14 protein-coding genes are annotated in these 17,330 nt (G+C 70.1%); 6 read left to right on the plus strand and 8 right to left on the minus strand.

Annotation, left to right across the window (positions count from 1 at the left end; all coding sequences use genetic code 11):
* Window positions 1-4 precede the first annotated feature (4 nt).
* Complete coding sequence (glp, locus tag BM349_RS16100; protein WP_254773941.1) at window positions 5-1,252, minus strand: molybdopterin molybdotransferase MoeA; 1,248 nt, start codon at window positions 1,250-1,252, stop codon at window positions 5-7.
* Window positions 1,253-1,360: 108 nt separating this feature from the next.
* Between glp and fdhD the strand changes: the two genes are divergently transcribed.
* Genes fdhD through BM349_RS16115 form a run of 3 tightly spaced genes read left to right on the plus strand, consistent with a single transcriptional unit; the run spans window position 1,361 to window position 4,496 of the window.
* Window positions 1,361-2,281 carry a formate dehydrogenase accessory sulfurtransferase FdhD gene (gene fdhD / locus BM349_RS16105; protein WP_091708256.1) on the plus strand — a complete coding sequence of 307 codons (921 nt, stop codon included), beginning with the start codon at window positions 1,361-1,363 and terminating at the stop codon, window positions 2,279-2,281.
* Between the two features lie 9 nt (window positions 2,282-2,290).
* Entirely contained in the window at window positions 2,291-2,992 is a 702-nt protein-coding gene (locus BM349_RS16110; RefSeq protein WP_091709446.1) for a GNAT family N-acetyltransferase, read from the plus strand.
* Window positions 2,931-4,496 carry an SDR family oxidoreductase gene (locus BM349_RS16115; RefSeq protein WP_091708257.1) on the plus strand — a complete coding sequence of 522 codons (1,566 nt, stop codon included), beginning with the start codon at window positions 2,931-2,933 and terminating at the stop codon, window positions 4,494-4,496. Before BM349_RS16110 ends, BM349_RS16115 begins: the two co-directional genes overlap by 62 nt.
* A 99-nt stretch (window positions 4,497-4,595) precedes the next feature.
* Here the strand turns inward: BM349_RS16115 and cydC are convergent, their stop codons facing one another.
* The 6 genes from cydC to BM349_RS16145 all read right to left on the minus strand — a co-directional run bounded on the left by cydC (window position 4,596) and on the right by BM349_RS16145 (window position 11,811).
* On the minus strand, window positions 4,596-6,287 hold the full coding sequence (gene cydC / locus BM349_RS16120; protein ID WP_091708258.1) for a thiol reductant ABC exporter subunit CydC: 1,692 nt from the start codon (window positions 6,285-6,287) through the stop codon (window positions 4,596-4,598).
* Window positions 6,284-7,954, minus strand: a complete 1,671-nt coding sequence (gene cydD, locus BM349_RS16125) for a thiol reductant ABC exporter subunit CydD (protein WP_091708259.1) — start codon at window positions 7,952-7,954, stop codon at window positions 6,284-6,286. Before cydD ends, cydC begins: the two co-directional genes overlap by 4 nt.
* A 58-nt stretch (window positions 7,955-8,012) precedes the next feature.
* On the minus strand, window positions 8,013-9,044 hold the full coding sequence (gene cydB, locus BM349_RS16130) for a cytochrome d ubiquinol oxidase subunit II (RefSeq protein ID WP_091708260.1): 1,032 nt from the start codon (window positions 9,042-9,044) through the stop codon (window positions 8,013-8,015).
* A gap of 18 nt (window positions 9,045-9,062) precedes the next feature.
* On the minus strand, window positions 9,063-10,508 hold the full coding sequence (locus BM349_RS16135) for a cytochrome ubiquinol oxidase subunit I (RefSeq protein WP_091708262.1): 1,446 nt from the start codon (window positions 10,506-10,508) through the stop codon (window positions 9,063-9,065).
* Between the two features lie 98 nt (window positions 10,509-10,606).
* The gene (locus tag BM349_RS16140) at window positions 10,607-11,227 is read right to left on the minus strand and encodes an ArsR family transcriptional regulator (RefSeq protein WP_091708264.1); all 621 of its coding nucleotides are present in this window, start codon (window positions 11,225-11,227) and stop codon (window positions 10,607-10,609) included.
* A 20-nt stretch (window positions 11,228-11,247) separates the two neighbouring features.
* Window positions 11,248-11,811 carry a GNAT family N-acetyltransferase gene (locus tag BM349_RS16145; protein WP_091708266.1) on the minus strand — a complete coding sequence of 188 codons (564 nt, stop codon included), beginning with the start codon at window positions 11,809-11,811 and terminating at the stop codon, window positions 11,248-11,250.
* Between the two features lie 182 nt (window positions 11,812-11,993).
* On the opposite strand from BM349_RS16145, the gene BM349_RS16150 reads away from it, so the two are divergent.
* The 3 genes from BM349_RS16150 to BM349_RS16160 all read left to right on the plus strand — a co-directional run bounded on the left by BM349_RS16150 (window position 11,994) and on the right by BM349_RS16160 (window position 15,915).
* Entirely contained in the window at window positions 11,994-12,839 is an 846-nt protein-coding gene (locus tag BM349_RS16150; RefSeq protein WP_091708269.1) for a serine protein kinase RIO, read from the plus strand.
* Between the two features lie 100 nt (window positions 12,840-12,939).
* Window positions 12,940-14,529 carry a molybdopterin-dependent oxidoreductase gene (locus BM349_RS16155; RefSeq protein WP_254773943.1) on the plus strand — a complete coding sequence of 530 codons (1,590 nt, stop codon included), beginning with the start codon at window positions 12,940-12,942 and terminating at the stop codon, window positions 14,527-14,529.
* A gap of 66 nt (window positions 14,530-14,595) precedes the next feature.
* Complete coding sequence (locus BM349_RS16160) at window positions 14,596-15,915, plus strand: serine/threonine-protein kinase (RefSeq protein ID WP_175525332.1); 1,320 nt, start codon at window positions 14,596-14,598, stop codon at window positions 15,913-15,915.
* On the opposite strand, the gene BM349_RS16165 is transcribed toward BM349_RS16160, so the two are convergent.
* On the minus strand, window positions 15,912-17,246 hold the full coding sequence (locus BM349_RS16165) for an ion channel protein (RefSeq protein ID WP_254773944.1): 1,335 nt from the start codon (window positions 17,244-17,246) through the stop codon (window positions 15,912-15,914). The genes BM349_RS16160 and BM349_RS16165 overlap by 4 nt on opposite strands.
* Between the last annotated feature and the right edge of the window lie 84 nt (window positions 17,247-17,330).

Consider the following 17,330-nt stretch of genomic DNA (forward strand, 5'->3'; position numbering starts at 1 on the left):
GCGCTCATGTCACGAGCATGACGTCGACCAGGTCGCCGGCGGAGACCGTGACGACGTCCGGCGGAATGACGGCGTAGCCCTCGGCGCGGGCCAGGCCGCCGGCACGGTGCGAACCCGCGGCGGCCGCCGGCGCGGCGCCGCCTTCGCCGAGGGTGATCGGAACGAACTGCCGCCGATCGTGCGGAGAGCGCCAGCCGGTCGCGGCAGGAACGCGCAGCATCCGTCGCTGCAGATGCGAACGACCCTGCATCGCGAGGAGTGCGGGTCGGACGAACACCTCGAACGAGACGGCCGCGCTCACCGGATTGCCGGGGAGTCCGAACACGAGCGGATCCGCGGCGGAGAAGCCCTGAGGTTTGCCGGGCTGCATGGCGACCTGGGTGAAGGTCATCTCGGCGACCGCGGTCTTCACGACCTCGTACGCCCCTGCGCTCACCCCGCCGGAGGTGATCACTGCGTCCACGCCGAGTGCTCGTGCGCGCGCGAGGAGCCCGCGCAGGTCGTCGTCGACGTCGTGCACGGTCGTCAGCATCAGCACCTCGGCACCCGCATCACGGGCGAGCGCGGCGAGCAGGAGGGCGTTGGACTCGGGGATCTCGCCCCTGGCGAGCTCGGTGCCGGGGCTCACGAGTTCGCTGCCCGTCGAGATGACGGCCAGGCGCGGACGCCGCGCGACGGTGACCGTCGCGACGTTCGCGGCCGCGACGGCAGCGAGCTGCAGCGGCCCGAGCAGGACGCCTGCGGCGAGGAGTTCCGATCTCGCGATGACGTCCTCTCCCCGCCGGCGGATGTGCGCGCCGACTCCTCGAGGCGCCTCGAGCACGCGCACGGAGCCGAGCGAGTCTGCCAGTCCGCCTTCGGTCGCCTCGAACGGGACGACGGTGTCGGCGGCCGTCGGAAGCGGAGCGCCGGTCATGATGCGCACCGCCTCTCCGGGGCCGAATGCGGGGTCGAGGGCGCTGCCGGCGGGCAGGTCGGCGACGACGCGAAGCAGGGCGGGGGATGCCGCGCTCGCACCGGCGACGTCGGCGTGGCGCACCGCGAATCCGTCCATCGCGGAGTTGTCGAACACCGGCAGGTCCGTCGCCGCGAGGACCGCGGTTCGGAGCGTGCTTCCGAGGGCGTCCTCGAGTGGGACGGTGATCAACTCGAGCGGTCGCACGGCAGCGAGGATGACGGCCAGGTGCTCCTCGACCGTGATCATGGCGTTTCCGGCGACGGCGACGGCGCCGACGCGGGGGTGCAGGGCCATGTGGCTAGGGTATCCGTCGCAGCCGGGCTCCATCAGGGCGCGAGGTCGGGTCAGGGTCGATGTCGTACCTCGGGCGCTCGCCCAACGCGGCGCGCGTAGGCTGGCGCCATGGGTCGGATAACCGTCCGGCGCGCTGTGACCAAGCTCACGGTGGGCGCCGATGCAGTGCGTCGCTCTGACACGCTCGCGGTCGAGGAGCCGCTCGAGATCCGCGTCGGAGGACTGTCTCTGGCGGTGACGATGCGAACGCCGGGGCACGATGTCGAGCTCGCCGCAGGATTCCTCGTCTCGGAGGGCGTGATCTCGCGGGGCGAGCAGTTCCGATCGGCGATCCACTGCGGCGGGCCGGGTACCGGTGGCCCGATCGCGGGCATCTCGGTCGGAGCGCCCGCCGACGGCAACACCTACAACGTTCTGGACGTCACCCTGGCGCCAGGCGTGCGCCCGCCGGACCCCGAACTGGCACGCGCGTTCTACACCACCAGCTCGTGCGGGCTGTGCGGCAAGGCGTCCATCGACGCCGTCGAGACCGTGTCCGCCTACGACGTCGCGGGCGACGCGATCACCGTGGACGCCGCGATGCTCACGGGCTTCCCCGACGCGCTGCGCGCGCAGCAGGCGGTCTTCGACAAGACAGGCGGACTGCATGCCGCGGCGCTGTTCGACGCGGTGACCGGGGACCTGCTCGTGCTCCGCGAGGATGTCGGCCGGCATAACGCGGTGGACAAGGTGATCGGGTGGGCCGTGCTCGGCGACCGGCTTCCGCTGCGCGGCGTCGTGCTGCAGGTGTCGGGCCGCGCGAGCTTCGAGCTCGTGCAGAAGGCCGTGATGGCCGGCATCCCGATTCTGGCCGCCGTCTCGGCGCCGTCATCGCTCGCGGTCGAGCTGGCCGCCTCGTCGGGACTCACCCTCATCGGCTTCCTCCGCGGGCAGTCCATGAACATCTACACGCGCGATGACCGAGTGCTCGACGACACGACGCAGGCGCTCGAGGCCGCCGGATCGCACAGCGGATCCGCACGGCCGTAGGCTCGACGGATGCCGCACATCCGTCCCTTCCGACCGGGCGATGAGACCGCGCTGGCGGAGATCTGCCTGAAGACCGCGGATGCGGGCGCCGATGCCACGGGCGTCTTCGACGACGACGCGATCTGGGCCGAGGTCTTCGTGCTGCCCTACGTCCACCGGCATCCCGATCTGGCGTTCGTCGTCGAGACCGACGACGGGCGCGTGGCCGGGTACATCGTGGGCACTCCCGACACGAACTCGTTCGAGGACTGGTTCCACGATCGGTGGTGGCCGCAGCGCGGCGCGAAATGGGCCGAGCCCGAGGCCGAGGACTCGCGTCAGGACGGCACGCTGATCTACGCATACTCCCGCCGCGGCGGTGCTGAGCCGTACGGAGACGAGTACCCCGCGCACCTGCACATCGACCTGCTGCCGGAGCTGCAGGGTCAGGGGTGGGGGCGGCGGCTCATCGAGACGCTCGTGGATACGCTGAGCGCCCGCGGCGTGACCGGGCTGCACCTGGTGGCATCCTCCGACAATGCGGGCGCACTCGCGTTCTACCCGCGCGTCGGCTTCACCGCGATCCCATCGCACCCGGGCGTGCAGGCGTTCGGGATGCGACTTCCGCGCGAACGGCCCGATGGCTCCCAGCCGGGCGTAGCGTCGGAGAATGGACGATCTGACCGCGCCGACCGGGCGGGAGGAGGCCCTTCGGGCCCTCCCGCGGGATGACGGCAGCGCGCCGCTCGCCCTCGTACTGGGCGCCACCGGCTACCTCGGCGGCCGCCTCGTGCCTCGGCTGCTGAACGCCGGCTACCGGGTGCGCGTGCTCGCACGCGATGCGCGTCGGGTGGCGGCGTTCGACTGGGGGAGCGGAGTCGAGGTCGTCGAGGGCGACGCCGCCGATCCCGCCGCAGTCGGAATCGCTGTGCGCGATGTGGACGTGCTCTACTACCTGGTCCACTCGATGGGCGCGGGCAAGGGATTCGAGAGGGCCGACCGCGCCGCGGCCACAACCGTTGCGGATGCCGCGGCCGCCGTCGGTCGCATCGTGTACCTCGGCGGGCTCCATCCGGACGGTGTCCGGCTCTCGCCGCACCTGCGCTCCCGGGTCGAAGTGGGGCGGATCCTCCTGGACAGCGGTGTGCCGACCCTCGTGCTGCAGGCCGGCGTGGTGATCGGGTCGGGCTCGGCGTCGTTCGAGATGGTGCGCCACCTGACCGAGGTGCTGCCGTACATGCCGGCGCCGAAGTGGGTCCGCAACCGCATCCAGCCCATCGCCGTGAGGGACGTGCTGCACTACCTCCTCGGTGCCGCCCGGGTCAGCGCCGACGTCAGCCGCGCGGTCGACATCGGCGGACCCGACGTGCTGCGCTACGGGCAGATGATGAACGGCTACGCGGTCGAGGCGGGGCTGAAGCAGCGCGGAATCGCGGCGCTGCCGGTGCTCACCCCCAGGCTCGCTTCGCACTGGGTGAATCTCGTGACGCCGATCCCGAGACGCGTGGCGATGCCGCTGGTCGAGTCGCTGCAGAACGAGTGCATCGTCAAGGACCACGATGTCGACGCGCTGATCCCGCCGCCCGAGGAGGGGCTGACGCCCTATCGTCGCGCCGTCGACCTCGCGCTCGGCAAGGTGAAGCTCGACGCGATCGAGACGAGCTGGCAGGACGGGGAGGTGCTCGGCGTGCCGAGCGACCCGCTGCCGAACGACCCGGACTGGGCCGGCAGGACCGTGTTCACCGACGTCCGCACAGCGAGGACCGACGCATCGCCCACGTCGCTCTGGCGCGTCGTCCAGGGCATCGGCGGCGAACGCGGGTGGTACTCGAATCCGCTGCTGTGGGCGGTGCGCGGGTGGGCCGACAAGCTCGTCGGCGGCGTCGGGCTGCGGCGGGGACGTCGGCACCGCGACCGGCTGGTCGTGGGCGATGCCGTGGACTTCTGGCGCGTCGAGGCCATCGAGCCAGGGACCCTGCTGCGACTTCGCGCCGAGATGAAGGTTCCGGGCCTCGCCTGGCTCGAGATGCGCGTCGCTCCGGACGGCGCAGGTTCGCGCTACGACCAGCGCGCGGTGTTCTTCCCCCGCGGCCTCGCCGGCCGCCTGTACTGGCTCGCGGTCCTGCCGTTCCACGGGTTCATCTTCGCGGGCATGGTCAACAGCATCACTGGGGCGGCCGAAGCCGCGGATGCCGAGGCAGCGGATGCCGAGGCCGCGGAACCCGCGACGGTCTGAGCCGTCGCTCCCGCCCATCGACTTGCCCTGAATGCAGGGCGTGCCTCGGCGTGTCGTCTGCATACAGGGCAAGTCGATCCCGGATGCCGGAGGCAGGGCTCAGCCGACGACGCGGCCGTGCACGAGCCGCACGTGCCGGTCGATGAGGCCCGCCGGCACGGCGACGTGCGAGATCAGCACGACTGCCTGATCCTCGCCGACCGCCGAGAGCAGGTCGGTCAGCAGCGCGTCGGATGCCGCCGGGTCGACCCCCGCGGTCGGCTCGTCCAGCACGAGCACCGGGAATCCTCGCAGCAGTGCCCGCGCGAGCGCGATCCGCTGAGCCTGACCTCCCGAGACCAGCCCGCCGCGCTCGCCGACCGCCGCGTCGAGGCCGCCGCGAGCGCGAACCCACGCGCCGAGCCCGACACGCTCGAGCACGGCGAGGAGGTCGGCATCCGACGACGTGTCGTTCGCGAACAGCAGGTTCTGGCGGATGTCCTCGTCGAAGAGCATGGGCCGCTGTTCGCACAGGCCGATCGTGAGGCGCACGTCGTCCCCCGATATCTCCCGAACCGACGTGCCGCCGATCGTGAACGAACCGTCGACTTCGAGGAAGCGCACCAACGCGTGCGCGAGCGTGGTCTTGCCGGCTCCGCTCGAGCCGACCACGAGCACCCGCTCGCCGGGGCGGACGTCCAGATCGATCTCGTGCAGCGAGTCGCCGTCGGCGCCCGGCCACCGAGCCGATACGCCGCGCAGGCGGATGCCGTCACCCAGCGCCGGCGCGATCCCTGTCGGCGCGACGACTTCGTCGACGAGGCCCGCGGGAAGCTCCGCGGGCAGCGCGTCCGCGATCCGGCTCGCGCTCGCGCGCACCTGACGCCACGCGGATGCCGCGAGCGGGACGGATCCGAAGACGTCGAAGACCGCCATCGGCACGAGCACGGCCACTGCGAGCAGCGGCGCGGCGAGACCGCCGTCCGCGTGCTGGGGGGCGGTGACCAGGAGCGCCGAGATCGAGGCGATGCCGGCCAGGAGCGACACGACCGCGGCAGTGCCGGCCTGGCCGAGCGCGCGACGGACGACGGCTCGGTGCACCGCGACGTCGGCGGCGCGGATGCGTTCGCGCGCAGTATCCTCGGCTCCGAAGGCGATCAGCACATCGAGACTGCCCAGGTGGTCGAGCACGGCGTCCGCCAGCTGCGCCCGCAGCGGCGCGATGTCGCGCTCCGCCCGTGCGCCCGCCGCCCAGCCCCAGAGTGCCGAGGCCGCGCCGGCCGCGAGCAGACATGCGAGCAGGGTGAGTGCGGCGGGCCACGAGACGAACGCCATGAAGACGACGGATGCCGCGGCCACGAGCGCCGAGGCGACGAGGGGCTGGACGACGCGCAGCGGCAGGTTCTGCAGCTCATCCACGTCGTCCACGAGCGCGCCGAGGATCGACCCTCGCGGGGTCGTTCCGAGGCCGTCGGGCGAGAGCGGAATGAGCCGCCGGACCAGCGACGAACGGGTCGAGGCGAGCTGGCGAAGGGCGGCATCGTGGCCCGTGAGCCGCTCGACGTACCGGAACGATGCTCGGGAGAGCGCGAACAGTCGCACGCCGACCACGGCGGCGGAGAGATACAGGATGAGCGGCTGCTCGCTCGCGCGGACGATGAGCCACGCGCTCACTGCGAGCAGGGCGACGGCCGATGCCTCGGAGAGGAGTCCCGCGACGGCTCCGGGCCAGAACCGGCGCAACGGCGGCATGGCGCCGCGCAGGACGTCGCCGGTCGTGGAGGCGGTCGGCACCCTGCCGATGCTCGTCATGCCATCACCTCCCGTGCCTCGACGCGGACGATCTCGTCCGCGATCGATCGGGCGCTGACGCGGTGCGAGACCAGGAGCACTGTCGCGCCGCGATCGGCCAGCTCGCGCAGATTCGCCCACAGCACCACTTCGGTGGAGCCGTCCAGGGCCGCGCTCGGCTCATCGAGGGCGATCACGTCGGCGCGACCGGAGAGCAGGCGGTACACGGCCCGGGCGACCGACACGCGCTGCGCCTGCCCGCCGGACAGCCCGGCGCCCTGCACGCCGAGCACGAACGCCGGATCGAGGTCGCCGGCTGTGGCGAGCCCGAGCGCGGCCGACACGAGAGCACCGTCCGCATCCGCGTCGCCGAGCGCGACGTTGGAGGCGATCGTGCCCGCGATCAGAGCGGGCTGCTGACCCGACCATGCGAGCCATTGAGACGGTGACAATCGCGCGACGTCCACGCCGCCGTAGGATGCCCTGCCGCTCCATGCCGCGGCACCGCGGAGCGCCGCGAACAGGCTCGACTTCCCTGCTCCGCTCGGGCCCTCGATCAGGGTCACGGTGCCGGGTGGGGCATGCAGCGAGAGCGGTGGGAGCACGTCGTCGCCGTAGCGGACCACGAGGTCTCGCACGACGAGATCGCCGTGGGCGGGGGCCGCGCCCGAACCCCGCGGCGCACGCGTCCCGGACGTGCGCGCGGCATCGAGCACTCCGAAGACGTCGTCGGTCGCGGCCACGCCCTCGGCCGCGGCGTGGAACTGCACGCCGACCTTGCGGAGCGGAAGGTACGCCTCCGGAGCCAGCAGGAGCACGAACAGTCCGACGACGAGCGAGAGCGAGCCGTCGAGCAGGCGGAACCCGATCGACACGGCGATGATCGCCACCGAGATGCTCGCCAGGAACTCGAGGGTGAAGCCGGACATGAACGACACGCGGAGCACCTTCATCGTCTCGCGCCGGTAGTCGTCGGTCACCCGCTCGATGGATGCCGCGGCCCTGCCCTGCCGCCCGAAGACCTTGAGCGTGCTCAGCCCGTGCACGGTGTCCGAGAACCGCGCCGCGAGGTGCGTGAGCGTCTGCCACTGCCGCTTCTGCACTGTTCGGGTCGCGAGGCCGATCAGCACCATGAAGATCGGGATGAGGGGGAGGGTCAGCAGGACGGTCAGTCCGCTGATCCAGTCCTGCGACCACATGACGAGCACGATCACCGGCGTCGCGATCACCGTGAGCACGAGCTGGGGCAGGTAGCGGCCGAAGTACGCGTCCAGCGCGTCCAGGCCGCGGCCGGCGGTGACCGCGAGCTGCGCGGAATTCCGCGTGGAGAGCCAGCCGGGTCCGAGGTCTCCGACCGCGTCCACAAGGGCGCTGCGCAATTGCAGCTGCACCCGCGCGGCTGCGCGCGCGCTCGCCCACTCGCGGACCCACAGCAGCGCGGCGCGTGCGGCGAATGCCGCCGTCAGCCAGATCAGGGTGGTCGCGAGCCCGGGAAGCGGCATCCCGTCGATCGCGCCGGTGATCGCGATCGTGAGCAGCCAGGCGATCGCGACGATCACCGCGGTCTGGGCGACTCCGATGATCGTGATGAGAACGAAGAACGTGCGGGATGCGCGTGCGTAGCGCAGCAGCCGAGGGTCGACGGGACGCACGCGCTCACGCGGCGGCGCGTCCACGGTCTCACTCATCACAGCGCTTCGACCCTATCCCGTGGTCGGAACGGCGCCCGGGCGGGATGCCGCGGCGTCAATGAACCGCTGCCGCCGCCTTCTCGATCCGGGATCGTGTCACCCGCTTGCGGAACACCCAGTACGTCCAGGCCTGGTAGGCCAGCACCAGCGGCAGGAAGATCAGCGCGGCCCACGACATGATCGTCAGCGTGTAGTCCGTGCTCGACGCGTTCTCGATGGTCAGGCTGTTCGCGATGTCGGTCGATGAGGGCATGACGTAGGGGAACAGTGCGAACCAGAGTGTCAGCACCGCTGCGACGATCGTCGCAGCTCCGAATCCGAACGCCCAGCCCTCACGGTCGCGCATGTTGAACACGAGCGACATGATCAGCGTGACCGCTGCGATGCCCGCGCCGGCGATCACCAGTGCCATCAGCGGGGACCCGTGCCCTGCGGCGATGAAGATCGTCCATACCAGGAACGCGGCGGCCACGACGACGGTGAGCATGCCCGAACGGCGGGCGAGCCGCCGGGCGTCGTCGTGCACCTGGCCGTCGGTCTTGAGCGCGACGAAGTACACGCCGTGCGTGAAGAAGAGCAGGAGCGTGGTGAGTCCGCCCAGCAGGCCGTAGGGGTTCAGCAGCGTCAGCAGGGAGCCGGTGAACTCGTGGTCGGCATCCAGGGGCACGCCCTGGACGATATTGGCGACCGCGACGCCCCACAGCAGCGCCGGCACCGCCGAGCCGATCACGATCATCGCATCGAAGCCGCGCTTCCACCGCAGGCCGTCTCGCTGGTGCCGGTACTCGAATGAGACTCCGCGCAGGATCAGCGCCAGCAGGATCAGCAGCAGCGCGAGATAGAAACCGCTGAAGAGCGTGGCGTACCACTCCGGGAACGCGGCGAACAGGCACGCGCCAGCCACGATGACCCACGTCTCGTTGAGGTCCCACACGGGCCCGATCGTGTTGATGATCTGGCGGCGGCTGATGTCGTCCTTGCCGAGGAACGGCAGCGACATGCCGACACCGAAGTCGAACCCGTCGAGCACGAAGTACCCGACGAAGAGGAATCCGACGATCCAGAACCAGAGGTATGCGAGATCCATGGCGTTGTCCTCCCGTTCCTAGTAGACCGTCGTCGGGGTGTCTTCGAGCGCCGGCGGCTCCGCGCCGTCGCTCCCCGGTTCGGGCACCGGATCAGGACCGGCGTGGGCCGTCTTCATGATCAGTCCGACCTCGACGACGGCGAGGATGGCGTAGATCGCAGTGAACGCGACGAGCGAGATCAGCACAGTCCACCCCGGAACGCTCGGTGAGACGCCGTCCTCGGTGAGCATGAGGCTGAACACGATCCAGGGCTGGCGCCCCATCTCGGTGAAGATCCACCCCACGAGGATCGCGAGAAGGGATGCCGGCCACGCCCAGATCGCGAGGCGCCACGCCCACACCGGCACATCGCGCTTCGCCTTCCTGCGGGTGAGCCACAGCCCGACCACGGCGGTGAGGGCTGCGACCGCACCGAGACCGATCATCCAGCGGAACGACCAGTAGGTGATCCACAGGATCGGAGCGAAGTTGCCGTCCACCTGGTCGGCGAACTGCGGGAACATCTCCGTCGCGTACAGCGCATTCAGGTCGTTGATGCCCTCCACGCATCCGTCGAGCGTGTGCGTCGACAGGAACGCGAGCAGGTACGGCACGCGGATCGAGAAGAGCTCGCTCGTGCCGTCGGGCGTGCCGAGCGTGAAGATCGAGAACGAGGCGTCCGCTCCGCACGCCGTGTCGAACAGCGCCTCGGCCGCGGCCATCTTCATCGGCTGCGTGGAGACCATCACGAGCCCCAGCTGGTCGCCCGAGAGGGCGACGCCGGCGAAGGCGATGATCATGCCCCAGAGGCCGTAGCGCAGGGACGAGCGCATCATGTCGATGTTCTGCCTGCGCACGAGGTGCCAGGCCGAGATCGAGATGATCACGCCCATCGTCATCATGAACGCCGCGAAGAGGGTGTGCGGGAGAGCGGCAAGGGCGACGGGGTTGGTCAGCACGGCGAAGAAGTCGGTCATCTCCGCGCGGCCGCCGTCTTCGGCCATCTTGAAGCCGACCGGGTTCTGCATGAATGCGTTCGCGGCGAGGATGAAGTAGGCCGAGAACCACGCGCCGATCGTCGCGATCCAGATGCTCGCCAGATGCAGGCCCTTGGGCAGCTTGTCCCATCCGAAGATCCACAGGCCGATGAATGTCGCCTCGAAGAAGAAGGCCATCAGGCCCTCGAAGGCGAGCGGGGCTCCGAAGACGTCGCCGACGAACCGGGAGTACGACGACCAGTTCATCCCGAACTGGAACTCCTGCACGATGCCGGTGACGACTCCCATCGCGAAGTTGATCAGGAAGATCTTGCCGAAGAACCGCGTGAGGTGCAGCCACTTCAGCTTTCCGGTGCGGTACCACGCCGTTTGGAAGATCGAGACGGTCAGCGCCATCCCCAGCGTGAGCGGGACGAACAGGAAGTGATAGAGCGTCGTCAGGCCGAATTGCCATCTCGCCAAGAGCAGCGGGTCGAGCAGATCCATCCGTGCACCCTTCCGTCCGGTCCCTGCTCGTCACGGTACACAGGCGCTCCGTTCCGATGAAAGGCCGCGGGCCGTGCAAAATGGTGACCGGTGACCGCTCAGGCCATGGACAGCTCCACCACGCAGTCGGACGGGCGGTCGGACGAGCGGATGCAGGATGCCTGAAGCGGTCCGCCGGCCTCGGCGAGCACCGCCTGCATGAGTCCGAGGTGGACGGTGCACAGTGTCTGCCGATGGCCCGCCTGAGCGGTCGCATGCGGGCACGGCGAGAGGTCGATCGTGAGCCCGGTTTCATCGACGAGCGGGTCGAACCCCGACTCGGCCAGATTGTCCACGATCGCATCCAGCTGGTGGGTCGCAGCGCGCCCGATGCTCTCCACCGCGTCGCCGGTCCACGGCATGACGCGGCGCATGATGTCGCCTCGGTCGGCGGCGTCGCGCACCTTGCGGCGGGCGATCGGACTCGATGCGTCGTCGTCGCCGGTCGCAGCGGAATAGAGCGTGCGCGGTCGTCCTCGCGTCGTCCGACGCTCGGTGCTCTGGATCACGTGACCGGCCTCGATGAGGCGCTGCAGATGCTCGCGGACGGTGTTCGCGTGCAGGCCGGTCGCCTCGGTGAGCTCGGCGATCGTGCGCTCGGGCCGCGACTGGACGAGTGCGAGGATCTCGACACGGGAGAAGCTCGAGATCGCGCTGTAGCCGGTGCGAGTCGTCGACACGCTCCCATTATTCCCGGTGGTCAGTTGGCCGCTCGCCGACCGAGATCCTCCCGGAGGTCCCGCACGCGCCGGCGCTCGCGAAGGGTCTGAGGGTGATCGCCCCGGATCAGCTGATCGTCGTCTTGGATCGCGCCGTCCTCCCGCCAGCCGTGGCGTTCGTAGAACGCGGCGGCACGCTCGTTGCCTTCCAGCACCCACAGGTGCGCACGGTCGAAGCCGGCGGCGACGAGGCGCGTCTCGGCATCCGTCATGAGCGCATGACCGACCCCGGCCGACCAGAATCGCGGCAGGGCGTAGATCGCGTACACCTGCCCGTCGTCGGGAAGATCTTCGTCGATCGACGGACCTACCGCTGCCCAGCCCGCGAGATCGCCGTCGACCTCGGCGAGCAGCTCCACGCTGCGGGGGTCGGAATGGTACTGATCCCACAGCTCGCCCCTGCGCCGCGCCTCGTGCTCGACATCCATCCGGTCGAGCACCTCTCTGGCGATCAGGCCGTCGTACCCGGCACGCCACGACTCGATCCTGACCGTGGCGATCGCACGCGTGTCGTCGCGGGTCGCGACCCGGACCGTGGCCGTCATGTCCTCGACGCTACCGGGTGCATCCACTCTGTCGCCGACCGAGCCCGCCGACTATGGTGGACGGGACCGGCTGGAAGAAGGGAGTGATCATCATGGCTGACGCTGTCGCGCGCCTCTCTCACCCCTTCACCGAGGTCGCCCGCTGATTCCGCGAGGTGGCCTCCCACTCCGGAGCTCACCTCATGTCTTTCGAACTGCCCGCACCTCGCCACGCACTCGATCTCGACCCGCAATCCGTCCTCGACCCTGACGAGCCGGGACCGGATCAGCGATGGTCCACCTGGCCACAGACCACGCCGTCCGAGCGCGGGCCGCTGCCGCGTCCCGACTGGCTCGTCACGGCCGCCGCCGCGTACGACACCGAACTCGGGGTCGTCAAGACCGGGAAGGAGGCGGATGTCTTCCTCCTCGAGCGGGCGATACCCGGCACCGCCGGCTGCTTCCTCGCGGCCAAGCGCTACCGCAGCTCACAGCACAGCGACTTCCATCGCGAGGGCCGTTACGAGGAGGGAAGGCGGATGCGGCGCTCGCGCGACGCCCGTGCGGCCGCCCGCAAGTCGACGTACGGTCGGCTGGTCTCGGCCGGTCACTGGGCGACGAGCGAGTTCGATGCACTGTGCAGCGCGTGGGAGGCCGGCATCCCGGTCCCGTACCCCGTGCAGCTGAGCGGCACCGAGCTGCTGATGGAGTTCATCGGCACAGGCCGCACGGCTGCGCCACGGCTCGCGCAGACGCGACTGCGCGGGAGCGAGCTTCAGGGGGCGGCTGAGCAGGTCATCGCGATCCTCACATCCTTCGCGCGCAGCGGGTACGCGCACGGCGATCTCTCGGCCTACAACCTGCTCATCACCGACGAGGGCCGCGTCGTGGTGATCGACCTGCCGCAGATCGTCGACCTGGCGGCCAACCCGCACGGCCTGGATTTCCTGCATCGCGACGTCGTCAACGTCTGCACCTGGTTCGCCCGCCGGGGATCGGACATCGACGCCGAGGAGGTCTTCGCCGGTCTGCTCGCCCAGCTGTGGTGACCGGAACACGCACCGAACGATCCGAAACCCCCTCCGCGACGAACAAGAGCTGAGGTGGGGGATCCCCTGCGGATGCGGAGATCGGCAAATGGCGAAGAGGATGCGTCGGACGACGCTCGGATTCTGGGCCCTGGCGGCCCTCTCGGGCGTCGTGAGCGCGGCGGTGTTCCTGGCCGCCGCCGAGCTCACCGCCCTGCTGGTCGCGCGAGAGGGCAGTCCGATCCTCGCCGTCGGCGGATTCGTGATCGACATCGTGCCCCAGCCGTTCAAGGAGTTCGCGATCGCGACATTCGGCGAGTACGACAAGATCGCCCTTCTCGCAGGGCTCGGACTCGCCGTGCTGTTCGCGTCCGCGATCGCCGGCATCCTCCAGTTCGTCAAGCCGCCGCTGGGCGTGGTCGCCCTCGGCATCGCCGGCGCCCTGTCGGTCGCCGCGATCGTGACCCGCGCGGGCGCGACCCCGCTCGCTTCGGTGCCGCCCATCGTCGGAGCCCTCGCCGGCGGGTTCATCCTCTGGTACCTGAGCGCCCGGCTGCGCGGATGGGCTGCCGCGTCGACGGACGCGACTCCGATGGAGCAACCGACCGTGCACCCCAAGGGCGCTGCATCGCCGGCATCCGTCGATCGCCGCGCCTTCTTCCGGATCACGGGGATCGCCGGAGCCTCGGCGCTCATCGTCGGGGTCGGTGCCCGCGCCCTCATCAACGCGACGGCGTCGTCGATCGTCGCGGTCCGCAAGGCGCTCAAGCTGCCCGCCCCCGCCTCGAAGGTCACGGTTCCGGCAGGCGCGGAGCTCGACGTTCCCGGCATCTCGCCGCTGATCACGCCGAACGCGGACTTCTACCGCGTCGACACCGCGCTCACCGTGCCCTCGGTGGATCCGGATGCATGGCGCCTCGTGATCGACGGCATGGTCGACAAGCGCGTGGAGCTGAGCTTCGCCGATCTGATCGCCATGGGGCTCGACGAGTATGCGATCACCCTGACGTGCGTGTCGAACGAAGTCGGAGGCGAGCTGCTCGGCAACGCGATCTGGCTCGGCGTTCCGGTGCGCGAGGTGCTGAAGCTGGCGGGACCGACGGCAGATGCCGACATGGTGCTGTCGCGGAGCGTGGACGGCTTCACCGCGGGCACCCCGCTCGAGTCGCTGACGGACGACGGACTGGATGCGATCCTCGCGGTCGGCATGAACGGCGAGCCGCTGCCGCTCGAGCACGGCTTCCCGGTGCGGATGGTCGTTCCCGGCTTGTACGGCTACGTCTCGGCGACGAAGTGGCTGAGCGAACTCAAGGTCACGACGTTCGCGGCCGACGAGGCCTACTGGACGCCGCGCGGCTACAGCGCGAAGGCGCCGATCAAGTTCTCGTCCCGCCTGGACACGCCGCGGACGGGCGAGGCCATCCCCGCCGGACGCACACCGGTCGCCGGTGTCGCGTGGGCGCAGACCGTGGGCATCGACCGTGTCGAAGTGAGCATCGACGACGGTGAGTGGCAGTCCGCCACCCTGTCCAGCCCGATCAACGACGACACCTGGGTCCAGTGGTTCGTGGACTGGGAAGCCACCGTAGGAACCCACTACGTCGCGGTCCGCGCCGTCAACAAGAACGGCGACCTCCAGATCGAGGAGCGGGCGCCGATCGCGCCGGACGGATCGACCGGCTGGCAGCGCACGCTCATCCGGGTGACGTAGAGCACGAGGATCGGGGGACTGTCAACCGCCAGACGCCGCCCAGCCTCCGGTGGGATCATGACGGTGATGACTGATCTGCGACCCTCCGGGCCCGCTCGCCCGGGGGAGCTGCTCGACGGGCGCTACCGGCTCGACGAGCTCATCGGCGAGGGCGGCATGGGCTCGGTGTGGCGCGCCACCGACGAGGCTCTCGGTCGAACCGTCGCCGTGAAGGTCTTCTGGGCGGGCGCGACCGCAGACGACGATGCAGTGCGCCGCGAATCCGAGAAGCGTCTGCTCGCCTCGCTCAGTCATCCCTCTCTGGTCACCCTCTTCGATGCGCAGCTGTCCACCGACGATCGCTCCTACCTCGTCATGGAGTACATCGACGGGGGAACGCTCGCGACGAGACTCGGACGCGGTCCGATCACGCCGCTGGATGCTGCATCCCTCGCGGCCGACCTCGGCGAAGCCCTGCACGTCGTCCACGACACGGGGATCGTGCATCGCGACGTCAAGCCGGCGAATGTGCTCCTGCGGCCGCCGCTGACGCCGGAGCACACATTCCGTGCAGTGCTGGCCGACTTCGGCATCGCCTACCTCATCGACACCGCGCGGGTGACGACCCCGGGAATGGCGATCGGCACAGCGGCGTACATCTCGCCCGAGCAGGTCCGGGGGCATGCACCGACGCCCGCGTCCGACATCTACAGCCTCGGGCTCGTCCTCCTGGAGGCGCTCAGCGGGCAGCGCGCATTCCCGCAGCCGGCACCCGGTGACGCGATCGCCGCACGTCTCGCGGCGAGCCCGGCGGTCCCGGCCGATTGGGGCTACGGGTGGCGGTCGCTGCTGACGGCGATGACCGCGATCGATCCGGCCGACCGCCCGACCGCCCTCGAGGTGTCGGTCCGCGGCAGCTCGCTCGATTCCGAGGAGGCGGATGTGACGGCACTGGTTGCCGGCGTCCCCGCGATCGAGTCCACGGACGCGACCCAGGTGCTCGTCACGCCGCCCACCGCTGCGACCGCTGTCCTCTCCGACCCGCCGGCATCACCTGTTCAGGCCGGTGCAGCTCCCGCGAGCGCCCGGCGACGGGGCCGTGTCGTCGCGATTCTCGCGGGAGTGGCAGGCGTGCTCGTCGCCGGGGTGCTCGCCCTGGTCATCTGGAACGGCATCTCCGCAGGGTTCGTTCCCGAACCTGCGGTCTCGCAGACCAGCGAGCCGGTGACCACCGACGAGCCGGCGCCCACCGCGACGCTCGATCCCACACCGGTGCAGCCGACCGATCCGGGAGTCGTCGACGACGGCGGCGGAAACGACAACTCGGGCCCGGGCAACAACAACGGCAACGGGAACGGGAACGGGAATGGGAACGGGAACGGAAACGGCGGCAGCGGGAACGGCTAGGACGAGGCGGCCGGCTTCCCGCCCGCGGCGGTGTCCGAACCCGGAGCAGGTGCCGGCAGAATCCTGAACTCGGGTGCCTGCGAGACCAGCAGCCACGCCGGCAGCACGACGATGCACAGCACCGGCAGCAGCGCGATGTCGCCGGGTATCGCGACGGCGATGAAGAGTGCGAGCCACCCGTCCCTGGCGACGACGAGCACGATTCCGAGGACGGCGCACGCGACGACCAGGCTCATGGAGAGCGAGGGGAAGAGCGTGCTGATGAGCAGTCCGATCGCCACGCCGATGAACGTCGCGGGGAAGACCCGGCCACCGCGGAACAGAGCGGATGCTGCCACGAGCAGTGCGACGATCTTGATGCCCGCGATCACCGCCAGCTGACCGGCGTCGTACTGGCTCGGATCCTTCAGCAGCTCGCCCATCTGGGTGAGCCCCTTGAACATCGTGATCGGGCCGCCGATGAAGCCGAGGATGCCGAGGATGAGGCCGCCGACGGTCGTGATGATGATCGGATGCCGCAGCGCATGCAGCGCTCGGTACACCAACGGGAAGACGGCGAGCGCGGCGAGGCCGACGATCGTCACCGCACACGCCACCAGCGCGCCGGTGAGGATGTCGAAGGCCTGCGGGGGGCCGTACGCGGGCATGTCGAACGCGAACGGGGGAGCACCCAGCAGGTGCATCGTGATGGATGCCGCGCCCGCTGCGGCGAGCGGCAGGAACAGCTTGTCCCAGAGCGATCCCCCGGTGCGGACCGCTGCGACGAGACCGGTGAAGACGAGGGCCGCTGCCACCGGGGTGCCGAACAGGGCGCCGATCGTGGCCGACGCAGCGAGGAGGGTGGAGACTTGTGGCGAGACCTGCGGGATGAATCGGGTGAAGACGGCGACCATGATCGCGGTGTTGATCGCGATGATCGGGTTCTCGGGGCCGAGGCTCACGCCGCCGGCGAGCGCGAGCAGGGTCACCACGGCGAGACCGGGGAGGGTGCGCAGGGGCAGCGGCGTGCCGACGAGCTCGGTCGTCGCCGAGTCGGGGCCGCCATGACCGGGCAGCACCTGGAGCGCGATGCCGACGGCCAGCCCGGTGAGGGTGAGCACCAGGATGATCCACCAGCCGTTCGGATCCACGTTCAGGGCGTCGGGAAGCGCGTCCCAGAGCACATTCGACAGGGCGTCGGCGGCGCGATCCAGCAGCCACAGGATCAGCGCCGAGACCACCCCGACGAGGATCGCGGGGATGGAAAGCAGCAGCAGCTTGCGGGGGGTGACGTTCGGGTCGGTCTCCGGCCGTGCGAGGCTCATGCGCGCGCGTTCCTCCTGCTCGACCATGGCGGATCATGGTGGTGGACGGAACGTACCACGCGGCCGAAAGGGTGTGCGAGGCCGTGAGCGCGACTTCATACCGCGCGGGTG

The sequence above is a fragment of the Microbacterium sp. cf046 genome, from assembly GCF_900114345.1.
In the GTDB taxonomy this organism is placed as follows: Bacteria; Actinomycetota; Actinomycetes; order Actinomycetales; family Microbacteriaceae; genus Microbacterium.